15 protein-coding genes are annotated in these 22,880 nt (G+C 43.3%); 13 read left to right on the forward strand and 2 right to left on the reverse strand.

The genetic code is table 11. From position 1 onward, the window contains the following. The first annotated feature begins 4 nt into the window (after nucleotides 1-4). The 13 genes from MUCPA_RS20905 (at nucleotide 5) to sov (ending at nucleotide 20,107) form a co-directional block, all read left to right on the forward strand. Entirely contained in the window at nucleotides 5-289 is a 285-nt protein-coding gene (locus MUCPA_RS20905; RefSeq protein WP_008509121.1) for an acylphosphatase, read from the forward strand. 33 nt (nucleotides 290-322) lie between these two features. Then, complete coding sequence (locus tag MUCPA_RS20910) at nucleotides 323-1,825, forward strand: lipopolysaccharide biosynthesis protein (protein WP_008509122.1); 1,503 nt, start codon at nucleotides 323-325, stop codon at nucleotides 1,823-1,825. Beyond that, complete coding sequence (gene dut / locus MUCPA_RS20915) at nucleotides 1,822-2,253, forward strand: dUTP diphosphatase (RefSeq protein ID WP_008509123.1); 432 nt, start codon at nucleotides 1,822-1,824, stop codon at nucleotides 2,251-2,253. Before MUCPA_RS20910 ends, dut begins: the two co-directional genes overlap by 4 nt. A 9-nt stretch (nucleotides 2,254-2,262) precedes the next feature. Further along, nucleotides 2,263-3,996: a tetratricopeptide repeat protein gene (locus tag MUCPA_RS20920; protein WP_008509124.1), complete on the forward strand. Its 1,734-nt coding sequence runs from the start codon at nucleotides 2,263-2,265 to the stop codon at nucleotides 3,994-3,996. After that, nucleotides 3,974-4,816 (forward strand): DUF4292 domain-containing protein, encoded by an 843-nt coding sequence (locus tag MUCPA_RS20925; RefSeq protein WP_040626221.1) that lies wholly within the window; start codon nucleotides 3,974-3,976, stop codon nucleotides 4,814-4,816. Before MUCPA_RS20920 ends, MUCPA_RS20925 begins: the two co-directional genes overlap by 23 nt. A 98-nt stretch (nucleotides 4,817-4,914) precedes the next feature. Continuing rightward, on the forward strand, nucleotides 4,915-6,195 hold the full coding sequence (locus MUCPA_RS20930) for a murein hydrolase activator EnvC family protein (RefSeq protein WP_008509126.1): 1,281 nt from the start codon (nucleotides 4,915-4,917) through the stop codon (nucleotides 6,193-6,195). Nucleotides 6,196-6,250: 55 nt separating this feature from the next. Continuing rightward, nucleotides 6,251-6,670 (forward strand): Sec-independent protein translocase subunit TatA/TatB, encoded by a 420-nt coding sequence (locus MUCPA_RS37155; protein WP_008509127.1) that lies wholly within the window; start codon nucleotides 6,251-6,253, stop codon nucleotides 6,668-6,670. Between the two features lie 11 nt (nucleotides 6,671-6,681). Beyond that, nucleotides 6,682-6,879, forward strand: coding sequence for a twin-arginine translocase TatA/TatE family subunit (locus MUCPA_RS20940; RefSeq protein WP_008509128.1), 198 nt, complete (start codon nucleotides 6,682-6,684; stop codon nucleotides 6,877-6,879). A gap of 109 nt (nucleotides 6,880-6,988) precedes the next feature. Further along, entirely contained in the window at nucleotides 6,989-8,422 is a 1,434-nt protein-coding gene (gene gatA, locus MUCPA_RS20945; protein ID WP_040626222.1) for an Asp-tRNA(Asn)/Glu-tRNA(Gln) amidotransferase subunit GatA, read from the forward strand. Nucleotides 8,423-8,478: 56 nt separating this feature from the next. Beyond that, nucleotides 8,479-9,921 carry a lytic transglycosylase domain-containing protein gene (locus tag MUCPA_RS20950; protein ID WP_008509130.1) on the forward strand — a complete coding sequence of 481 codons (1,443 nt, stop codon included), beginning with the start codon at nucleotides 8,479-8,481 and terminating at the stop codon, nucleotides 9,919-9,921. A gap of 105 nt (nucleotides 9,922-10,026) precedes the next feature. Further along, nucleotides 10,027-12,318 carry an NADP-dependent malic enzyme gene (locus tag MUCPA_RS20955; protein WP_008509131.1) on the forward strand — a complete coding sequence of 764 codons (2,292 nt, stop codon included), beginning with the start codon at nucleotides 10,027-10,029 and terminating at the stop codon, nucleotides 12,316-12,318. Between the two features lie 131 nt (nucleotides 12,319-12,449). Continuing rightward, nucleotides 12,450-13,034: a Holliday junction branch migration protein RuvA gene (gene ruvA, locus MUCPA_RS20960; protein WP_008509132.1), complete on the forward strand. Its 585-nt coding sequence runs from the start codon at nucleotides 12,450-12,452 to the stop codon at nucleotides 13,032-13,034. A 26-nt stretch (nucleotides 13,035-13,060) separates the two neighbouring features. Next, entirely contained in the window at nucleotides 13,061-20,107 is a 7,047-nt protein-coding gene (gene sov / locus MUCPA_RS20965; protein ID WP_008509133.1) for a T9SS outer membrane translocon Sov/SprA, read from the forward strand. A 200-nt stretch (nucleotides 20,108-20,307) separates the two neighbouring features. Here sov and MUCPA_RS20970 read toward each other — a convergent pair whose 3' ends face one another. Together MUCPA_RS20970 and MUCPA_RS20975 are read right to left on the reverse strand one after the other, a co-directional pair. After that, the gene (locus tag MUCPA_RS20970) at nucleotides 20,308-21,288 is read right to left on the reverse strand and encodes a hypothetical protein (RefSeq protein ID WP_008509134.1); all 981 of its coding nucleotides are present in this window, start codon (nucleotides 21,286-21,288) and stop codon (nucleotides 20,308-20,310) included. Beyond that, entirely contained in the window at nucleotides 21,288-22,715 is a 1,428-nt protein-coding gene (locus MUCPA_RS20975) for an MBOAT family O-acyltransferase (RefSeq protein ID WP_008509135.1), read from the reverse strand. The genes MUCPA_RS20970 and MUCPA_RS20975 overlap by 1 nt, the downstream gene beginning before the upstream one ends. Nucleotides 22,716-22,880 lie beyond the last annotated feature (165 nt).

Raw genomic sequence — 22,880 nt, forward strand, 5'->3', positions numbered from 1 at the left:
AACTATGTCAATCAAACATTTAAATATAACAGTACGGGGTAAGGTGCAGGGCGTATCTTACAGGGCAGCTACCAAGGCAGTTGCCAACCAGTTGGGTGTAAATGGATTTATCAAGAACGAGCCCGATGGTAACGTATACATAGAAGCCGAAGCTGAGGACTGGAACATGCCGTTATTTTTGGATTGGTGCCACGAAGGGCCACAGGGTACGGTAGTAACTTCGGTGGAGAGCAATGAGGGCGAAATCAAAAACTATCGTAATTTTGAGATCGTTAAAAGAAATTTGTAATCATCGCGTTCTACAACAATACCCAGATAAAATTTGTCAACCATTAAAAAATTTGCCGGTCAAACGGCTATATACGGGTTAAGCACCATTATTTCGCGGTCGCTTTACTTTGTGCTAACCCCCATTTACGTCGGTACGCTGCCTACATCTATCTATGGTATTTTTACCAAACTATACAGTTGGGCATCCTTAATTAATGCTGTGCTGGCCTTTGGTATGGAGACCACCTTTTTTAGGTACCTCAACAAATACGAGCATGATAAAGATAAGGTTTACAGTAATTCGTTTTTTACTGTAGCTCTGTTAGCTCTGCTGTTTTTAACAGGCACTTTATGTTTTGTGAATGATATAGCCGCCTGGCTGCAAAAGGGACATGGTGATACCTATGCCGACTATACTTACTATGTTAAGTGTTTTATTTATATCCTGGTGGTTGATGCTGTTTGCGTTATCCCTTTTGCCAAAATCCGCGCAGATGGAAGGCCTATGCGCTATTCGGTAGTCAAGTTTTTAAATATCTTATTTGTAGTAGGCCTTAACCTGTTTTTTTTATTCGGCATACCGCTGATGATTAAACATCAACTGGCCGGATGGGAGTGGATGCAGCAGTGGTATAAACCTAAATGGGTTGGATATATATTTCTATCAAACCTGATGGCCAGCCTGCTCACCTTTGTTTTATTACTGCCCGAGTTTTTTAAACTTAAGCTGCGTTTTGATTTTGCCATGTTTAAAAATATGCTGTATTACAGCGGGCCCATTTTGGTGGCTAACATCTCGTTCATTATCAACGAAAACCTGGATAAGATACTGCTCGACAGGCGGCTTCCGGCGGCTATAAGCGATCAGCAATTGGGTATATACGCCGCCGGATGTAAAATAGCCATGTTCCTGAGTATTTTTGTACAGGCTTTCAGGCTGGGTGCCGAGCCTTTCTTTTTCAGCCATGCCAAAAGCAAAAATTCAGGCGAAACGTATGCCCGTATCATGAATTATTTTGTAATTGCAGTATCAGTTATTTTTGTAGCCATTGTAGCCAACGTGGAGATATTGAAGTACTTTATCAAAGGCGATCAGGCTCATCGGCAGTTGTATTGGTCAGGCCTGGATGTAGTTCCTTTATTATTATTCGGTTATTTGAGCCTCGGCATTTACATGAACCTTTCGGTATGGTATAAATTGTCTGATCAAACGCGTTATGGGCTTTATATTTCGGGGGTGGGGGCTATCCTCACCATTGCCTTAAACTGGATCTTTATTCCTAAATACAGTTACATGGCATCGGCCTGGGCATCATTAATAGCCTATGCCACCATGATGGTTCTGTCTTATGTTTGGGGACAAAAAAATTACCCTATTCCTTATAATCTTAAAAAAAATTTAGCTTATATTATCGCTTCAATTGTCACCGTGTTCTTGTCGTTTCATGTTTTTAACCGGAATATTTTTATCGGCAATGCGCTTTTAATATTATTTGCGTTAAGTACATTTTACGTGGAGCGAAAAGAGCTTTTGTTGTTATTTAAAAAGAAATGAACATACGCATCATCAACAACTCAAAAAATACCCTGCCGGCTTATGAAACCGCGCATGCGGCAGGTATGGACCTGCGCGCCGATCTGGAAAGTGCTATAATGCTGCAACCCATGGAACGGAAGCTGATACCAACAGGCCTGCACATTGAACTGCCCGAAGGTTACGAGGCTCAGATACGTCCGCGCAGTGGCCTGGCTTATAAACATGGCATCAGTATTGTTAATTCTCCTGGAACCATCGATGCCGATTACCGGGGAGAAATTAAGGTTTTATTGGTCAACTTATCAACCGAGCCTTTTGAAATTAATACCGGCGACCGCATAGCGCAAATGGTTGTAGCCAAACACGAACAGGTTAAGTGGACCGAAGTTGAAGTATTAACCGATACTACACGGGGCCACGGTGGCTACGGGCATACCGGCGTTTAACCAATAAACATGAATAAGGGATTTATCATATCGCTTTTAGTATGCTCGTTTGCTGCAAGGCCGGTGCTGGCGCAGTTTAACGATCCGAAATTTGTGGTCGTAGCGGCAAAGCCGATGTCGTACTCCGACAGCAATATGGTAAAGCAACTTTTCTTCTCCGCTTTGCGCGAAAAAACCATTGAAAGTTATACGCTTGCTGCCGAATTGTTCAACCGGATTTTACAAATTGATCCGGCCAACGATGCCTCCATGTTCGAACTGGCCAAGATCAAAAAGATTCAAAACAACGAGGCTGGTGCACGCGAGCTGTTTGAAAGGGCCGTTACCGTTAACCGCGACAATAAATATTATTGGATTGGCCTCGCCGAGAGTTACGAGAAAACAAACGATCTGGTTAAGCTGGAAAATGTTTTTAACGAGCTTACGCGCCTTGACCCCGATAATCCTGAGTATTTGTTTGACAAAGCCAATGCCTATTTTATCGAAAAAAGGTACGATGAAGCATTAGCCATTTATGACCAGTTGGAAAAGCGGCTGGGGCTTAACGATGATATTATAGCCAACAGGCAAAAAATATATTTAAAGCAAGGCAAGATTGACAAAGCCGCGGCCGAGTTGGAGGAAATGATCAAAGCCAACCCCGATCAGATGCGATATTACCTGTTGCTTAGCGAAATCTATAATTCAAATGGCTTTAACGATAAGGCTCTGAAGGTTTTAGAGAAGGCCGAGAAAGTGAATAGCAACAGCGGCATGATCCATTTGGCCCTGGCTGATGTTTACAAGGATAAAAAAGAATATTCAAAAAGTTTTGACCAGGTAAAACAGGCATTTACCATGCCCGATTTGAGTATAGAGCAAGAGCTGAATATTATTATGGGCTATTTGCCCAAATTTCCGGATGCCGATGCCAAGGCAAGCTCGCTGGAATTAAGCCGCATTTTAACGGTAACTTATCCTAATAACTCCAAAGCTTTTGCTGTTTATGGCGATATGCTGCTTCAAAACGAGAATTATAAAGACGCCAAAATAGCTTACAAAAAATCGCTGAAACTTGATGGACAGGTTTATGTTGCCTGGGAACAACTGGTGCGGATTGAATTGAGTGATAATAACCTCGATGATGCCATTAAAGATGGCGAAGAAGCCTTATCCATATTTCCTAACCAGGCCTGGATGAATTACCTGGTTGGTGTAGCCTGGCTGCAAAAAAAGAATTATAACAAAGCGTTAAGCTATGTTAGCAATGTCCCATCGCTCGAAACGCAGGATAAAACAATGCTCTCTCAGGCATACTCGGCCATGGGTGATTGCTATCACAGCATGAAGGATATAAAAAAATCTGATGAGGCTTATGATAAATCCATTGCGTATAATCCCGATAACATTTACACATTGAATAACTTTGCTTATTATTTAAGCATCCGTAATGAAGATTTAGAAAAGGCAGCTCAAATGTCAAAACACTCAAACGATTTGCAGCCTAACACGGCGTCGTTTGAGGATACTTATGCCTGGATTTTGTTCAAGCAAAAGAAATATGCCGATGCCAAGGTGTGGATAGAAAAAGCCATTGCCCATGATAAGCAAAAAAGCGCTGTGCAGATAGAACATTACGGCGATATTTTGTTTTACCTGGGCGATATTGATGCCGCCGTTCAGAACTGGAAGAAAGCGAAGCAGGGTGGGAGCAACAATGCAGTTTTAGATCGTAAAATAAATGAAAAAAAGTATATCGAATAAATTGGTGATGTTATGTTGCCTGTTGGTGCTTTTTAGCTGTAAGGCCAAAAAGAAACTCGTTGCAGAGCGTAAAGCGGATACAACGGCTGTTTCAACAGATACTGCTACCAGTACTGTTGCTAAAACCACAAGCGCCGCCACCACAATTGATAATTTGAAATTAGAAAAGCTGAAAACTATCCGCTCAAAGCAGGTAGATTTTAATACCTTCTCGGGTAAGGCACAAGCCAAATTGGATATCAATGGTGACAGCCATGATGTTACCATGAATGTGCGGATCAAAAAGGATCATCAGATCTGGGTTTCTATTACCGCCGTGCTGGGCATTGAGGTTGCCAGGGCTTTAATTACGCCCGATAGTATTAAGTTAATGAATAAGCTGGAAGCTACCTACTTAAAAAAGCCCTTTAGTTACGTGTATACCTATACCAGCAGGCAAATTAATTACAAAACACTGGAGTCGTTATTGATAGGTAATGCGGTACCGGAATTGATCAATGATGGTGCTGCCTTAAAACCGGGCAACGGAAACATCGAGGTAAGCGGCAACTTACAGGAATTGGTTTATAAATTAATTTTAGGGCCCGATTTAAGAGTGAGCCAAACCAATATGTCAAATAGTTTAGCCGGTCAATCATTGCAGGTTGATAACAGCATGTTTGTACAAACGTCAAACAGGGTGTTGCCATCTCAAATCAATATCAATTCCGTATCGCAGCAAAAAAAGATACAGGTTAACCTGCACTATAACAAGGCAGATTTTGATCTGCCTGTTGATTTTCCATACGCCGTACCTGGCCGGTTTACCATGCTTAACTAAATTATTGGAAATTAATTTTAAGATACCACCAAAGCCACAAATAATATAAAGGGTGTTTGTTTAAATTTGGAGGCTAAATTTTTACTAAATTTGCTTTGATGAAGTTTTTTAAATCGGGTTTATTTTTATTTCTGTTGATTTTACTGGGAGCTGTTAAAACCTATGCTCAAAGCAGCAGTGAACTAAAAAAACAGCGCGAGCAGTTAACCCAGCAACTTGAAAAACTCAACCGCGATTTTGAGGAAACCTCAAAAAACAAGCGGTCAACCTTAAAACAACTCGAAACTATTAAGGCGCAAATATCCCTGCGGGAAGAAAAGATCAAGAATATCAGTTCAGGCATCAGGCTTTTAGATAACCAGATCTCGGATAATACAAATACGGTGCACAGTTTGCAGTCACAATTAGATCAGCTTAAAAAAGAGTATGCGGCCATGGTTCTGTTTGCCTTCCGTAATCAAAGCGCTTACAATAAGCTGATGTTTATTTTTGTTGCCAAGGATTTTAACCAGGCTTACAAGCGTTTAAAATACCTACAACAGATAGGATCTTATCGCCAAAGGCAAGCGGCCTACATCAGTGGAACAGAGAAAGACCTGAACCATAAAATTGTTGAGCTTGATAAAAACAAGAAGGAAAAAAGCACCCTATTACAGGATCAGGAAAAAGAAAAACAAACCTTAGGGAAAGAAAAAAACACGCAAGCCCAGGTAGTTGTCGATCTGTCTAAACATCAAAAACAAATTAAGCAGGAGCAGGCAGCCACCCAGCGTAAATTATCAAAAATTAACAGGGCTATTGCCGAAGCTATCCGGAAGGCTATTGAAGAGGATAACCGCAGGATTGCTGCAGCCAATGCCGCCGCCGCCGAAAAGGCCAGGGCCGAGAACCGCCCCGCACCTGTAAGCGTGAGGAAAGCACCTGCTAAAACATCCGATGTGTTGAGCACAACGCCGGAAGCGGCAAAGCTATCCAGCGATTTTTTAGGCAATCGTGGCCGTTTGCCGTGGCCAGTGGCTAACATGGTAGCTGTTACGCACGAGTACGGCGTGTATTATATTGAGGGTATTAAGGATGAAAATAAAGGGATCAACATCAAAACAGAAAGTGGCGCTTCGGTACGGTCGGTTTTTGAGGGAGAGGTGATACAGGTATACAATGTAGAAGGTACTTATTTGGTAGTAGTAAGGCACGGGGGATATTTAACGGCTTATTCTAATTTAAAGTCGGTATCGGTTTCAAAGGGCCAAAAGGTGAGTACCAAACAAACTTTGGGTATTGCAGCCACCGATTCTACCAGTGGTGATACCGAGATTGGGTTTGAAGTTTACAAAGGACAATCTGATATGAACCCAAGACAATGGCTTACTCCACAATAAATAATTAAACTTTGTGTTTAATTATTTGTCTATTACTATAATTAACAATCGAGATATGTTAAGTTCAATATTCCTGTTTTTCAGTTTTAGCGCGAGCGAGATCATGTTTATCTTGTTTGTTGCGCTTATTTTGTTTGGAGGCGATAAGTTTCCCGAAATTGCGCGCGGTTTGGGTAAAGGCATCCGCGAGTTTAAAGATTTGTCGGATGGGGTTAAGCGCGAGATCCATTCGCAGATTAACAGTTACGAGGCCAATCCTAATCGTGATAACGAAATAAAAAGCGAAACACCTGCGATAGCTCCTGTTGAGCAACCGCGGCAACTGGTGGCCGATACGCACGAGGCAGCAATTGAAGCCCCGGCGCCGATGGCAGAACAACCTGCGCATGAACAGGCTATAACCGAGGCTAAAGTAACTCCGCCTAAACCGGATTTTACACCGCCAGCCAACACCATCTCTCATCAATCATATTAAAAAAATATAACATGATACAGTCAACTCTTTTGTTTTTGAGCGCGCCGGATATTACCATTATCGTCATCGTAGCGCTGGTTCTTTTCGGCGGGAAAAAAATACCTGAATTTGCACGCGGATTAGGTAAAGGCATCCGCGAATTTAAGGATGCTTCGGAAGGTACAGCTAATACCCCTTCTGCAAGTGACCATACCGAGAAGAGAGCTTAAACTCAATTTTAATAGAAAATATACTTAATCCAGTATATTTGTCGCATTTTAAAGCTTATTGTATAACAGTTTATCACTCTTGTACAATAAGTTTTTTTATTTTCGCCCTATGACGAAACTTTACTATACTTTGTCGGATATCCAAACAGCTATACAACAGGGCGAAACAAGTGTTGTTGCATTAGTTGAAGCCTATTTAGATAACATTAAAACATTCGGGCATTTAAATGCTTTTAACGAGGTTTTTGCTGATGAAGCTTTACTGCTGGCGCAGGATGTTGACTTAAAAATACAGCAAGGTACAGCCGGAAGACTTGCCGGCATGGTCATAGCTATTAAAGATAATATTTGCTATAAGGGCCATCAGGTAACCGCATCGTCCAAAATACTCGAAGGCTTTACTTCTATCTTTTCCTCAACGGTAGTTGAGCGGTTGCTTGCCGAAGATGTTATCATCATAGGCCGTTGTAATTGTGATGAGTTTGCTATGGGCGGCTCCAACGAAACCTCGTACCTGGGCCCCGTAAAAAACTTTGCCGACGAAACCCGTGTTTCGGGCGGCTCTTCAGGCGGCTCGGCAGTTGCCGTGCAGGCCGGCATGTGCCATGCAGCATTAGGTACCGATACTGGCGGCTCTGTAAGGCAACCAGCCGCTTTTTGCGGTGTTATTGGCCTTAAACCTACCTATGGCCGTGTTTCGCGTTACGGACTGATTGCCTACGCCTCGTCGTTTGATCAGGCCGGGCCTATTACCAAATCAATAGAAGATGCTGCCCTGCTTTTGGAGATCATCTCCGGAGCAGATGAGCGCGATGCTACCGTGGCTGATTTACCTGTACCTGCTTATAGCGATGATTTAAACTTTACAGGTAAAAAACGTATAGCTTACATCAGTGAAGCTTTAAGCAGCAATGGTGTTGATGTGCAGCAGAAGGACCTGTTGAATGCATATATTGAAAGATTAAGGCAGGAAGGGCATGTGGTTGAGCCCGTATCGTTTGATCTGATGGACTATGTGGTACCAACCTATTATATCTTAACAACTGCCGAGGCTTCGTCAAACCTGGCCCGGTATGATGGAGTTCACTACGGGTACCGCAGCCCAAATGCAACGGACTTGGAATCGACCTATAAAAGATCACGCTCCGAAGGTTTTGGAAAAGAGGTAAAGCGGCGCATTATGCTGGGCACTTTTGTATTAAGCGCGGGGTATTATGATGCCTATTATGCCAAAGCCCAGAAAATCAGGCGAATGATACGTGACAGAACCAACGATATTTTAAACCAATACGATTTTATATTAATACCTACATCGCCAACTCCGGCTTTTGAAATCGGCGAACAGATTAAAGATCCGGTAGTGAGGTACCTTGCCGATATCTTTACCGTGCAGGCATCCTTAGCCGGAATACCGGCCATTTCGTTACCATTAGGCAATAATACCGAGGGCTTACCGTTAGCTTTACAATTATTAACCAAATCTTTCGCTGAATCTGATTTACTGAAGTTTTCAAAATATATTTTGGAACTGTCTAAAAATTAGTAATTTAGTATCGTTAAGTTAAAGTGTGGCTTTAGAGCCCTCCTAAATTGTAAAGCATGAAGAAATTTTCGACTTGTGTTATAGCCCTGTTGTTGCTCCATTCTGTTAAAGCCGAGTCTTTCCATCCTCTAAAAAAAATCAATACTGATTCTGGCGCATATACAGCCTCAGTTCAGTTTAATAAAGCCAACCCTAAGGTTATTGATACTACCTTTGTACCTGATGTTGCCGATAATATCATGGCATCATACCAGAATATGGTTTACAAGCGCCGCCTTGACTCGCTTCAAAAAGATGTGCCGCTTGATTATAACCAATACGTACAAAGCTATATCGATATTTACACCGCACCCCACCGCAAAGAATCGATCTCTAAAATTTTAGGTTTAACCAAATATTATTTCCCCATTTACGAGAAAGCCTTCAGAGATGCTGGGATACCCGAGGAGATTAAATTTTTATCGGTAGTTGAATCCGCGCTCGACCCTAATGCCGTATCACGTGTAGGCGCCACCGGCCCGTGGCAGTTTATGTTTGCCACAGCTAAATTGTATGGCCTTACCATGGATAATTATGTTGACGAACGCCGCGACCCTATCCAGGCCAGCTACGCAGCAGCAGCATACATTAAGGATGCCTACCAGGATTTTGGCGATTGGCTGGTAGCCATTGCCTCATACAATTGCGGCAAAGGCGCTATTACCCGTGCTATACAAAAAGCAGGCGCGAGCGATTTTTGGTCTATCAGGCCATTTTTGCCTGTAGAAACGCGCAACTACGTACCTGCCTATATAGCTATATCCTACGTGATGAGCTATTATGGTAAACATAACATTGTTGCCGGGCAGTGCGATTTTTCGGTTAAAACGGATACCATATTGGTTAACAAATACGTGGCTTTATCCGATATAGCTAAAGTATTGAACCTGGATATACGCGAGGTAAGCATTTTAAATCCGCAATACAAAAAGCAAATTATTAATGGCACCGATGCCGCGCCTAAGCGTTTGGTGATACCGCAGATTGATAAGGCCCGTTTTGCTTTGTTATATGACGCCCTTAACAACCCGGCAGTTTCGCCAAACCAGTTTGAAGCTGTTCGTGCCAGTTTTAACGAAAGCTCTGTAAGAGCCGTTAAACGCAGAGAAAGGGAGATGCCAAGCTTCCATACGGTAAAACGTGGCGAATCGTTAGCATCAATTGCTGATAAGTTTGGCGTTGAGGTGCAGGATTTAAAAGTTTGGAATAAACTGCACAAAACCAAGGTGCAACCGGGTACCGAGTTAAGGGTGAGCGCTCCATCTTCTTCGGAGGATAAATACAGCTCGCCTAAAGCTAAAGAGTTAAAAAGTGTTTTAACGTATAAAGTTAAATCTGGCGATACTTTATCTCAAATAGCCGAAAAATTTGATGGCAGTGTTGAGCGCATCAAAGCATTAAACGGATTGAAAAAGGGTACTTTACAACCCGGTATGATTTTAAAGATTAGCAAAGGTTAATTCTGATTGACGACATAGTAAACGGCCCTGATTTTCAGGGCCGTTTTTATTTTTTTAAATTGGCTCAAAAAAGAATTGTAATTTTGGGCGCTTTAAGCACACAAAATGAACAAGACTAATCGTAAACTGGATGCACTTGAATATCATTCAAAGGGGCGCCCAGGTAAAATACAGGTAGTACCTACCAAACCAACCAATACACAGCGCGATCTTTCACTGGCCTACTCTCCTGGTGTAGCCGAGCCATGCCTGCGTATTGCCGAAAACAAGGATGACGTTTATAAGTATACAGCCAAGGGCAACCTGGTTGCTGTAATAAGCAATGGTACTGCAGTATTGGGCTTAGGTAACATTGGCCCCGAAGCCGGTAAGCCAGTAATGGAAGGTAAGGGCCTGCTGTTTAAAATTTATGCTGATATCGACGTTTTTGATTTAGAGGTTAATGTAACCGATGTTGATGAGTTTGTAAAGATAGTGAAGGCTTTGGAGCCAACTTTCGGGGGGATCAACCTCGAAGATATTTCTGCCCCTACTTGCTTTGAGATAGAGCGGCGCTTAAAAGCCGAAATGAATATCCCGGTAATGCACGATGACCAGCACGGTACCGCCATCATTTCGTCTGCGGCGTTGCTCAACGCCTGCGAGTTGCAGGGCAAAAAGCTGGATAAAATAAAGATGGTGGTCAATGGCGCCGGAGCAGCAGCGGTTTCGTGCTCCATGCTGTACCTTTCACTGGGCGTAAAAAAAGAAAACCTGGTGATGTTTGATATCAATGGCGTAATTCACCCTGGCCGTACTGATCTTGACGATATGCGGATGGCCTTTGCCACCACCCGTACCGACGTGCAAAACCTGGCCGATGCCATGAAAGGCGCCGATGTATTTATCGGTCTTTCGGCCGGCAACGTGGTAACCCCTGATATGTTAAAGGTGATGGCCAAGAATCCCATTGTTTTTGCAATGGCAAACCCTAATCCGGAGATAGCATATGATGTGGCGGTAGAAGCACGCAAGGATATCATTATGGCCACCGGCCGGTCCGACTATCCTAACCAGGTAAACAACGTATTGGGTTTCCCTTATATCTTCCGCGGAGCGCTGGATGTGCGGGCCACTACGATTAACGAAGCTATGAAGATAGCCGCAGTACATGCTATAGCGGGTATTGCCAAAAAAACAGTACCCGAGGAAGTTAACCTGGCTTATAACGCCCGTAATTTACATTTCGACAGGGAGTATATCATTCCTAAACCGATGGATAGCCGGTTAATAACCGAGGTATCGTCGGCTGTGGCAAAAGCCGCTATGGAATCGGGCGTGGCGCGTAAGCAGATTACCGACTGGGACGCGTATGCCGAGGAGCTAAAAACCAGGCTTGGCGTTGATAATAAAATTCTGCGTAACCTGACCAACAAGGCCAAATCAAAATTAAAACGTGTGGTATTTGCGGAAGCAGATAACTATAAGATTTTAAAATCGGCCCAGATTGTGATAGACGAAGGGATCGCTATTCCTATTTTGCTGGGCAATGTTGATCGCATCAAGCAGATTATGCTTGAAAACGATTTGCAATTAGGCGATGTAACTATTATCGATCCACGTTCGGATACCGGCGAGCGCGCCTGCGCTTATGCGGAGTACTTGTTTAACAAGCGCCAGCGCCGTGGCGTTACCCTGTACGAAGCCAAAAAACTGATGCGGGACCGTAACTACTATGGTGCCTGCATGGTTCAGTTTGGAGATGCGGATGCGCTGATATCCGGTTTAACCAAAAACTATGTACCTACCGTAAAGCCCGCTTTACAAATTATAGGTACCGAGCCAGGTGTAGCCAAAGTGGCCGGTATGTACATGATGATCACCAAAAAAGGTCCGGTTTTTTTTGGCGATACTACGGTAAATGTAAACCCAACCACTCAGGATTTAGTAGATATTACCGTGCTGATAGAGCGATCGGTTAAAAAATTCAATATTAAGCCCCGCGTGGCCCTGCTGTCGTACTCTAACTTTGGCTCTAACGACGGCATCATTCCCGAAAAAACCCGCGAGGCAGTAAGCATATTGCACGAAAAATATCCGGACATGGTGATTGATGGCGAGATGCAGGCTAACTTTGCCATTAACCCAACCTTACTTCAGGATAATTTCTCGTTCTCAACCCTGGTTGGCGAGCCTGCCAACACCCTTATATTTCCTAATCTTGAATCGGGTAACATTGCCTATAAACTATTGCAGGAATTGGGTGGTGCAGAAGCTGTTGGCCCTATTTTACTGGGTATGAAAAAATCAGTTCACGTATTACAGTTGGGCAGTTCTGTGCGCGAAATTGTGAATATGGTTACCATAGCCGTAGTTGATGCGCAGGAAAAAGAGGCAGCACAAACAGTTGCTAAATGAATGATAAAAAATTGAAGTAATTATAATATTGATGACACTTTATTGATGTAATTATTAGTTAAATTAGTCAGCCGGTAATTGCGCCTGTTAAGGGCGTGCTTACCGGCCAATAACATCATGTAAGGATAGATATGTACGCATATATCAATGGAAAATTAGCTTTCAAATGCCCAACCTACGTAATTATCGATGCCGGTGGCGTTGGCTACCACATTAACATATCGTTAAACACCTATTCAAACATATCGGATAAAGAGAGCTGTAAACTTTTTACCTGGCTGCATGTAAAAGAAGATGCGCACACTTTGTACGGTTTTGCTGATGAAGGTGAGCGGAGGCTTTTTTTGCATTTGATATCGGTTTCGGGTATTGGTGCTAATACAGGGCGGATGATTTTATCATCTATAACCCCTGCCGAAATACAAAATGCAATTATTAAAGGTGATGTACCCCTGATTCAGCGTATCAAAGGCATCGGCCCCAAATCGGCACAACGCATCGTTCTGGAGCTGCAGGATAAGCTGCGTAAAGATGGTCCGGATACATTAATTAATGTTCCGGTAATTCACACGGCGAAAGATGAAGCTCTTTCGGCCCTGGTTATGCTGGGATTTGCTAAAAACGTTGGAGAAAAGGCTTTAGACAATGCCATCAAGTCGACAACAGACAATTTAACAGTAGAGCAATTAATAAAAATTGCCCTTAAAAATTTATAATTACTGAAACAAATTTACTTATCCAATTGATTAACGTTTTTACCTGGAAGCTTGCTTTCTGCATTGTGTTTTTTGCTGCAATGTTTGGCAGTATGCAACTGCATGCGCAAACGGGTTCTGTATTAAAAAAGGATTCCTCGTCGGCAAAGTATCCAATTAAAATTGATAAAACCAATAACGGGAAGGCTAAAGAAGGCATATTTCAGCCCGACCCGCCAAACCTGGTCCGCACCATCGAATACGATGCGGTAAGCAATCGCTATATCCTTACCGAAAAAGTAGGTAACCTGCTTTTTCGTCCCGTTCAATACCTTACTTTCTCGCAATACATAGAGCTGAAACAGCGCGAAACCCAAAAGATATATTGGAAGCAGCTGGCCGATAACTATGCTTATGCCTCGCAACAACCGGGTTTTATCCCTCAGATCAAGATCCGCAGCCACACCTTTGAGCAAATATTCGGCAGCAACATTATCGATATCCGCCCGCAGGGCTCGGCCGAAATGGTGTTTGCAGGGCAGGTTAATACCAACCAGAATCCCTTATTTAACAGCACACAGCGTACCCAGGCCAACTTTAACTTTGATCAGCACATTCAAATGAACGTGACGGGTACCATAGGCGATAAGCTGAAGATCAATACCAATTACAATACCGATGCACAGTTTCAGTTTGAGAACCAGATCAAATTGGATTATACCGGTAAGCCCGACGAAATTATCCAGAAGATAGAGGCCGGTACCGTAAGTATGCCTTTAAACACCACGCTGATAACCGGCAGCCAAGCCTTATTTGGTGTAAAAACAAAATTGAAGTTCGGTAAGTTGGATGTAACCAGCATATTTTCTCAGCAACGCTCACAATCGCAACAGATCACCATTACCAATGGCTCGCAACAAGCCGCGTTTAGGTTAACCCCAGCCGATTATGAGGCTAACAAGCATTATTTTTTAGCACAATATTTTAGGGATAACTACGATAAGGCGCTGGCCAATATTCCTATCATCAACTCCAATATTACCATCACCAAAATTGAGGTATGGACAACCAACCGCAACAACAGCACTACCGATTCGCGTGATATTGTGGGCTTCCTGGATCTCGGCGAAAACAGGCCGAATAATAGCAGCCTGATAAGGGGTGGAGGCTCGGCTTTACCTGCCGGCTTTAATGGCCCGGGTTTTACGCAGCAATCAAATACGCTGTTAGCTAACTTGCCCGCTGATGCAAGGTTAACCAGTTCGAACGCTCTGAACACTTATTTCCAGTCTACCGGCGCTACCGACAATTATTCAAAACTAACTTATGCCCGTAAGCTTACCGACAAAGAGTTTACACTGCATGCGCAGTTAGGGTATATATCCTTAAACTATCCGCTCAATAATGATGAAGTGTTGGCGGTTGCTTACCGCTATACTTATAATGGTAAGGAGTACCAGGTGGGTGAGTTTTCTACAGATGCAAAGGTTGATGCCACTACGCCCAAGGTACTGTTCACTAAATTGTTGAAGAACGAAATATTAAAAACCAACCTGCCAACCTGGAAGCTGATGATGAAAAACATCTATTCGCTGGGGGCCTTTGGTATCAGTTCCAGTGATTTTAAATTAAGCATTACCCGCTTAGACGATAAAACCGGGGTTGAACAGCCGATGATGCTGGAAGGGCAGAACACCAAAAATAAACTGTGGCTCCAACTGACGGATCTGGACAATTTAAACCAGCAAAGCCAGAAACAGCCGGATGGTTATTTCGATTTTTTAGAAGGTGTCACCATCGATTCGCAAAACGGACGCATCATGTTTCCGGTATTGGAGCCGTTTGGTTCCGACCTCACCAAGCAATTTCTTCCCAGCGAGCAGGACCTGATCAAGCGTTATGTTTATCAGCCGCTGTATGATTCTACCAAAACCATTGCCCAGCAGTTTTTTCCGCAATACAACCGGTATGTAATTAAGGGTACGTATACATCGCAGTCCGGATCGGAATACCAGTTAAATGCCATTAACATTCCGCAAGGTTCGGTTGTGGCTACCTCCGGGAGTTATAAACTGGTTGAAGGTAATGACTTTACGGTAGATTACAATGCCGGCCGTATCCGCATTTTAAACCAGTCGTTATTGGCATCCGGGCAGCCTATTACTATCAACGTAGAGAATAACGAGTTATTCGGTGTGCAGCAACGATCCCTTTTCGGCTCCCGGTTTGATTATAAGGTGGATAATAAACTCAGTATAGGTGCTACGGTGATGCATTTAAGCGAACAGCCCATCACACAAAAAATAAGCATCGGCGATGAGCCTATTTCTAACACCATTTACGGGTTTGATGCCAATTACAGTTCGTCATCCCGCATGTTAACCCGGCTGGTTGATAAAATTCCCTTTATCTCTACTAAAGCACCGTCGTCGGTAAATTTTAGCGGAGAGTTTGCCCAGTTAATCCCAGGGCACCCAAGCGCCTTGAATTTCGCGGGTGCTAACGGCACCTCCTACCTGGATGATTTTGAGAGCAGCCGCTCGCTCATTGATATTAAAAGCGCTACCAATTGGCAAATATCGGCCACGCCGCAGCTTTTTTCCGAATATAACTCCCTGTCGTTAAGTTATGGTTACAACCGTGCCCGGCTTGCTTTCTACAATATCGACCCCATTTTTTACAACAGGTCAAACAGTGATTCGCCACCTTTGGCTAACGCCAGTAACGAGTTATCCAACCACTATGTAAGGCAGGTGTACGAGCAGGAAGTTTATCCCTACAAGCAATCCATCACGGGTACGCCGCTGGCTTTGGCCACACTGGATATGGCTTTTTATCCAACCGTGCGCGGGCCATACAACTTTAGCACTACCGGTATCAACAGTGACGGAACGCTACAAAATCCTAAAAGCCGCTGGGGCGGTATGTTCCGCCGAATTGATGTGAACGATTTTGAATCGCTTAATGTGGCCTATATTGAGTTTTGGATGCTCGATCCATATATCTATAAACCAAACTCACAGGGTGGCGATCTGTACTTCAACCTGGGAAGTATTACCGAAGATATTTTAAGAGACGGGCGCAAAAGTTTGGAGAATGGTTTGCCTGTTGACGGCGACCTGAGTAAGGTTGACGAAACGATATGGGGCCGCGTGCCTAAGCTGCAACCTGTGGTAAATTCGTTTGATAATAATCCGGATTCACGTATTCTGCAAGATGTGGGCCTTGACGGGATGAATGATGCCGACGAGCGTAACAAGTTTGCCAGCATTGTGCAGCAGGTTAAAGGGCAGCTCACTACACAGGCCGGCAACGATTTTGCCGCCGACCCATCCGGAGATGATTTTCAATATTTTCGTGGGGGGGCGTTGGACCAAAACCGCGCCGGTATTTTACAGCGCTATGCCAAGTATAACGGTACCGAAGGTAACTCCAAAACATCACAACAATCTCAGGCTGAGTTAGGTATTGCCAATTCGGCCTCCACTTCCTTACCGGATGGCGAGGATGTTAACCGCGATAATACGATGAGCGAGGCCGACGAGTATTTTCAATATAAAGTGTCTATCCGCCCGCAGGATATGCTTGTGGGGCAAAACTATATCACAGACAAGGTTGCTGCTACGGTTAAATTAGCCAACGGATCAACCCAAACGGTAAACTGGTATCAGTTCCGTATCCCCATCGGCGATTATCAATCCAAAGTCGGCAATATTCAGGATTTTAAGGCCATCCGTTTCATCAGGATGTTTATGACCAATTTTGCCGATACAGCTGTTTTGCGTTTTGCTGCCTTGCAACTGGTACGGGGAGAATGGCGAGCCTTTAATACCGAAAATAACCCGGTTAACGTAATTGCCGACCCAGCTTTGACTACCCCCGGTTTGGATAACTCAACCATTGATGTAGGTACGGTTAATATCGAAGAGAATGGAACCCGCAGCCCTATCCCGTACGTTGTGCCGCCGGGCATTGTGCGCCAGCGCGATTATAATAACCTGGCTACTAACGTTCAGCTAAACGAACAATCTTTATCCGTTACGGTTAAGCAGCTTCGCGATGGTTATTCGCGAGCTACCTTTAAAACTTTTTATAACGATTTACGCTCCTATAAACATATCCAGATGTTTGTACATGCCGAGCAGGTGGGTGCTACAGGTTTAAAGGATAACGACATCAGTGCTTTTATCAGGTTGGGCACGGATTACATCGACAATTACTACGAGTACGAGATACCCTTAAAAGTAACGCAGCCTGGCACCAGCGATCCTTCTGCCATATGGCCAACAGCAAATAGTTTAGATCTGGATCTGTCCCTGCTAACTAATGCCAAGCTTGCCCGTAACAGGGCCAATTGGCGGTCTGATATACCTTACACCTTTACGGATGGTAAAAATAAGATCACCATTAAAGGGCAGCCCGATCTGAGCCGTTTACGCACTATTATGTTGGGGGTGCGTAATCCGTATAAAAACAATTCGGCGTCGGGTGTGGATGATGGCCTGGATAAGTCGGCCATTGTATGGTTTAACGAGTTGCGCCTTACCGATTTTGACGAACACGGCGGATGGGCTGCCACGGCGCGCTTAAATGCCAAACTTGCCGATTTTGCCGATGTTACCGTATCCGGAAGTAAAACAACGGCCGGCTTTGGAGGTATAGACCAGCGCGTAAGCTCGCGCAATATGAATGATACGCGCAATTTTGATATTGCTACCAATATGGAATTAGGTAAGTTTTTCCCTGAAAAAGCCGGGATGCGTATCCCTCTTTACGTAGATGTATCATCGCAGTTAAGCACGCCGGAATACGACCCATCGCTTGGTGACATTAAAGTGAAGGACGAAATAAAAGGACTCAGCAAAACTCAAAGCGATTCCATCCAAAGCCGCATTGTAGATTTAACAACCCGTAAAAGTATAAACCTGGCCAATGTACATAAGGTAAAAACAAATCCATCGTCGCCAAACCACGTTTGGGATGTGGAAAACCTGAGCGCTACCTATGCCTACACCGAATACGACCACCATGATTTTACGACCGAAAACGCCCTGCAAAAAACATACAAGGTAGCCCTGGCCTATAATTATACCAACCAGCCCAGGTATTATGCACCTTTCCAAAAAATCATCAAAAATAATCTGCTGGCCATATTTCGCGATTTTAATTACAGCTTGCTGCCGTCGAGGTTAAACTTCCGGATTGATTTCGACCGGTTTTATTCTGAAAATACGCTACGCGATAACAATACAACCGGTGCTATCCCCATCAGTGAGGATCTGCGCACAAGCTTCAATAAAAATTTCCTGATCACGAGGGTTTACGGTATCGGCTGGAATCTGTCCAAATCCCTCACCATGGATATTGATGCTACCAACCTGGCTGTGGTTGATGAGCCTGCAGGCCGCATCAACGGTTTAAAAAAGGATACCCTGTGGAATAACCTCAAAAAGCTGGGCCGCACTACCGACTACAATCATAATTTAAATTTTAATTATACGGTGCCTATCAATAAACTCCCGGGACTGGATTGGACCAGTATGATAGCTCATTACAGCACAAAGTTTGAATGGAAAACTGAGCCCCTCTTCTCCATCACCGATCCGGCTTATAATGTAGGTAACAGTATCCAAAACTCCCGCACTATTCAGTTGAACCCTACCCTAAACCTGTTGGCTTTATATAATAAGTTTAGTTTTTTGCGTAAGGCTAATGATCCGAACAACAAGGGCGGTATGGGTAGCTTTTTATTGGGCCTGTTAACCAGCGTTAAAAATATCAGCGGCTCTTACAATCGTACTGAGGGTACTTTTTTACCGGGCTACCTGCCTGGTACAAATTTTTATGGTGCCGATCCTAACTATAATGCCCCCGGCATAGGCTTTTTGTTAGGCAGCCAAGCCGATATTCGCGGTAAGGCGGTAGCCAATGGCTGGATAAGTACCGATACTTTACAAAATCAGCTGTATGTAACTACCTTCAATGAGGATATGCACTTTAAGGCCACCATTGAGCCAACGCACGATTTGCGGATTGAACTAACCGCCTTTAAAACGCGCAATCTTAATTACCAAACCAATTTCAAATATTCACCCCTAACCAATAGCTTTGAAGATTTGAGCCCAATTACATCGGGGGATTATAGCGTGTCATACCTTTCCATCGCTACGGCCTTCGGCAAAACATCAGGTATTGATAATACATCGAGCACCTTCCAGAAATTTTTAGACAACAGGGCAGTTGTCTCGCAGCGTTTAGGTAGATCAAATCCTAATTCGGCAGGCATCACCGGCGGCTATGCCGATGGTTACGGGCCAAACTCGCAAAATGTATTGGTTGATGCCTTCTTGGCGGCTTATTCAGGCAAGGATCCCAATAATGTAAAAACAGGCGGCTTTCCGAATATTCCGATACCTAACTGGCAAATTTCGTACAGCGGTTTAGGCCATATGCCATTCTTTGCGGAAATATTTGATTCGTTCGATTTGAGGCACGGCTACCGCTCAAGCTACAACGTAAACGGATTTAGCTCCTTGCAGCGCTATCATGAAGCCAATGGCGGTGTAGATGTACGCGATGCCAATAACGATTTTTTACCTTTTTACCAATTCTCGCAAATTACAATTTTTGAGCAGTTTGTGCCTTTGCTGGGGATGGATATCCGTTTCCACAACAGCATGACGGCTAATCTGGAATACAGGCAAAGCCGCACGTTAAGCCTGAGCCTGGCTAACAGCCAGCTTGCCCAGCAAAACGAAAGCAACACGGTATTTGGTTTCGGCTACCGCACTAACCACTTTAGGTTTCCATTCGGCTTGTTTAAAAATGTGTTGCTTAATAACGATATGAATTTTAAGCTTGACTTTTCAATCAACGATACCAAAACTTTAATTTACCGTGCCGATATCCAATCCGCGGAAGTATCCTCCGGGTCACAAAATATCGCCGTAAGGCCATCTGTTGATTACATGATTAATAAGCGGTTTAACCTTCGCGTTTTCTATGATTCAACAATCACCAAGCCTTACACCTCGCAGGCCTTTAATACATCCTTTGCTAACTTTGGCTTTAGTTTAAAGTTGTTGCTTCAGTAACCGGTGGTATTTGTGTTACTGATGCTACCGTGGGGGCACGAAGCAATTTCTAACGTAGCCTGATGGGCTCACCGAATTTGATTTATATACCCATTGCGGTTCTTCGTTGCCGCTATATGCACACTTTGCTATCTGGCCTTTTTCTGAGGCGACCAGCTTTTAAAAACTAAAAAGCAAAGCTTAATACACCATTAAGGCTATCACTCAATCAAATGGTGCGCCTTAATATACTCCGTAATGTCTCTCGAAAACTGTTGTGAGCCCTGTTTATTCATGTGAAATTCGTCGGAAAATTTTTCCGGATGATTATTAAAGCGGTCATCAGAAGAGTAATCCAAAAAGGTTACATTGGAGTATTGTTTAAGGATATTAATGAGTAGCTCTTTTTCGATAGTTTGGTTATCCAGGTAAAATGGATTTTTTAAAATAGTGGGTGATATCACCACCAGCGTTTTGATATTATTTTTAGCGGTATTATCCAAAAAACGTTTAAAATATCCCACTGCTTTATCCTCCGGTACCTCATGCTTTTCTTTCAATTTAACCAAGCGGGCTTTCATCGCTTCAAAGTAATTGGTTACATAAGCTTCGGTAACCCGGCCTTCCAGTGGCAAATACCCGCTACTATCTTTTTTTACCGAATTAGGGAGTAAAGCGTTGGTGCCTAATATAAATATAGAGGAGTTATAAGGGTAGGTTTGCGAGAACAGTTTATAGCGTTCAAACTCGCTCACTTCGGCAATGTATTTAATCAGCTCGGGATGCTCGTTACAATAAGGCAATAAGATAGTGAGTTTTTCGTACTTAGATGGGTTAACAGCCAATTCCCATGGATTAATATCTAAAATAATCAGCTTGGGTTTATGCCTGTTGAGCGATACTTCCTGTACAGCAGTCGAATAGGGGATCATTTGCCCATCGCGACCGGAATTATAACAGCTTAAGCCTAAGCCTTGAGCTATAATAGGCGATGAGTAATGGCGGACAGCCCTTGAGCTGCCGAAGATCATGATATCCTGGCGGGCGCTATCAATGGCGTAGGTGGTTTGGCTAAACTGGCCCACACGCTGGCTGAAATATACTTTTTTAAATGCAAATCCTACTATCCGGTCAATCACAATCAGGATGATGCAAAAAATGGCCAACCTGGTCAGGAATCTAATAACACTTCTCTTTTCCATTAAAATTGAAAATATATAAACTGGCCACCATTAAATACGCCAAGTATCAGCAATAAAAAAACAGTGAGCGCTATGGAGCCCCACCTCACCACAATATTGTGGGAAGTAAAAAAATTGAACTTTTGCGGCAGGTATTCCATTTTGTATTCAACCATAAGTAAGATAACGATAGCTAAAATGGAGTGGGCAAAGTTGCTGATGCCATCGCCAAAAAATGGAGTGGCGCCAAAGGTGCGTAAATTATGAATGAGCTTAAAGGCATCGGCAACGGAGTTGGCCCTGAAAAATATCCAGGCAAAGGTTACAAAGGTAATGGTTAAAGCAATGTTGCCCATACGCATTAACGTAGCTGCAAATTCGTTTTCGGGAGTTTTACGCAGATAGGGTTTAATGATGACGTAAACTACCGAATATAAGCCGTGAAGTGCACCCCAAATGATATAGGTATAGTTAGCGCCGTGCCATATACCGCTCACTAAAAAGATGATGAACAGGTTAAGGTAACGCCTGCCTGTAGAAACCTTGCTTCCGCCTAAAGGGATGTACAGATAATCGCGGAACCAGGTTGATAACGAAATGTGCCATCTGCGCCAAAAATCCTGGATATTGGTTGCAAAGTAAGGGCGGTTAAAGTTCTTCATCAAATCGAAGCCCATGGTTTTGGCGCAGCCGATAGCGATGTCGGTATAGCCTGAAAAATCACAATAGATCTGAACTGCGAAAAAAAGCGAAGCAATAACAATGGTAGTGCCGTTATGCAGGTCGGGATTATTATACACCGAGTTAATAAAGATGGAAAGCCTGTCGGCGATAACCAGTTTTTTAAAAAATCCCCAAAGCATCATTTTTAAACCCGATACCATCAGGTTATAATTGAACGGGTATTTGGTATGCATCTGGTATAGAATATTCTGTGGCCTTTCAATAGGGCCGGCAACCAACTGCGGATAAAACATCACGTATAAACTATAAATGCCAAAGTGTTTTTCGGCTTTTTGGTTGCCACGATATACCTCGATGGTATAGCTCATAGCCTGGAAGGTATGGAAGGATAAACCGATAGGTAATAATATGGTTAAATAGGGTATGGGGTTATGTAAGTCGAACTTTTGGAAAAGAAAATCGATGTTAAGATTGATGAAGTTGAAGTATTTAAAAACTGCCAGGATGCCGATATTGGCTACCAAACTGGCCATTAAAAGCATTTTACGGTAACGCGGCTTTTGTTGTTTTTCGATATAGATACCGGCGAAGTAATCAATAACGATGGTGAACCCCAATATCAAAATATATATCGGCACAAACGCCATATAAAAATAACAACTGGCTGCCAGTAAAATTATCCACCTGAATTTGTAGGAAATAACAAAATATAACGTGGTTACGAGTATGTAAAAGATGGCAAACTCAATAGAATTAAATAACATACCGTTTTGAAAGGGGTTTAATATGGTGCAAAATAATCAATAAAAAATATAAGCCATATACTTTTACGGAAAAAATGAGTAGTTGGTTGACTGCTGCGTAGGTTTTAATATACAAGTTTTAAACTCAAACATCTTGTCCGGTTACCGGGTTGTAGATATAAGCAA

Origin of the sequence: Mucilaginibacter paludis DSM 18603, from assembly GCF_000166195.2 — a bacterium.
GTDB classification, from domain to species: Bacteria; Bacteroidota; Bacteroidia; order Sphingobacteriales; family Sphingobacteriaceae; genus Mucilaginibacter; species Mucilaginibacter paludis.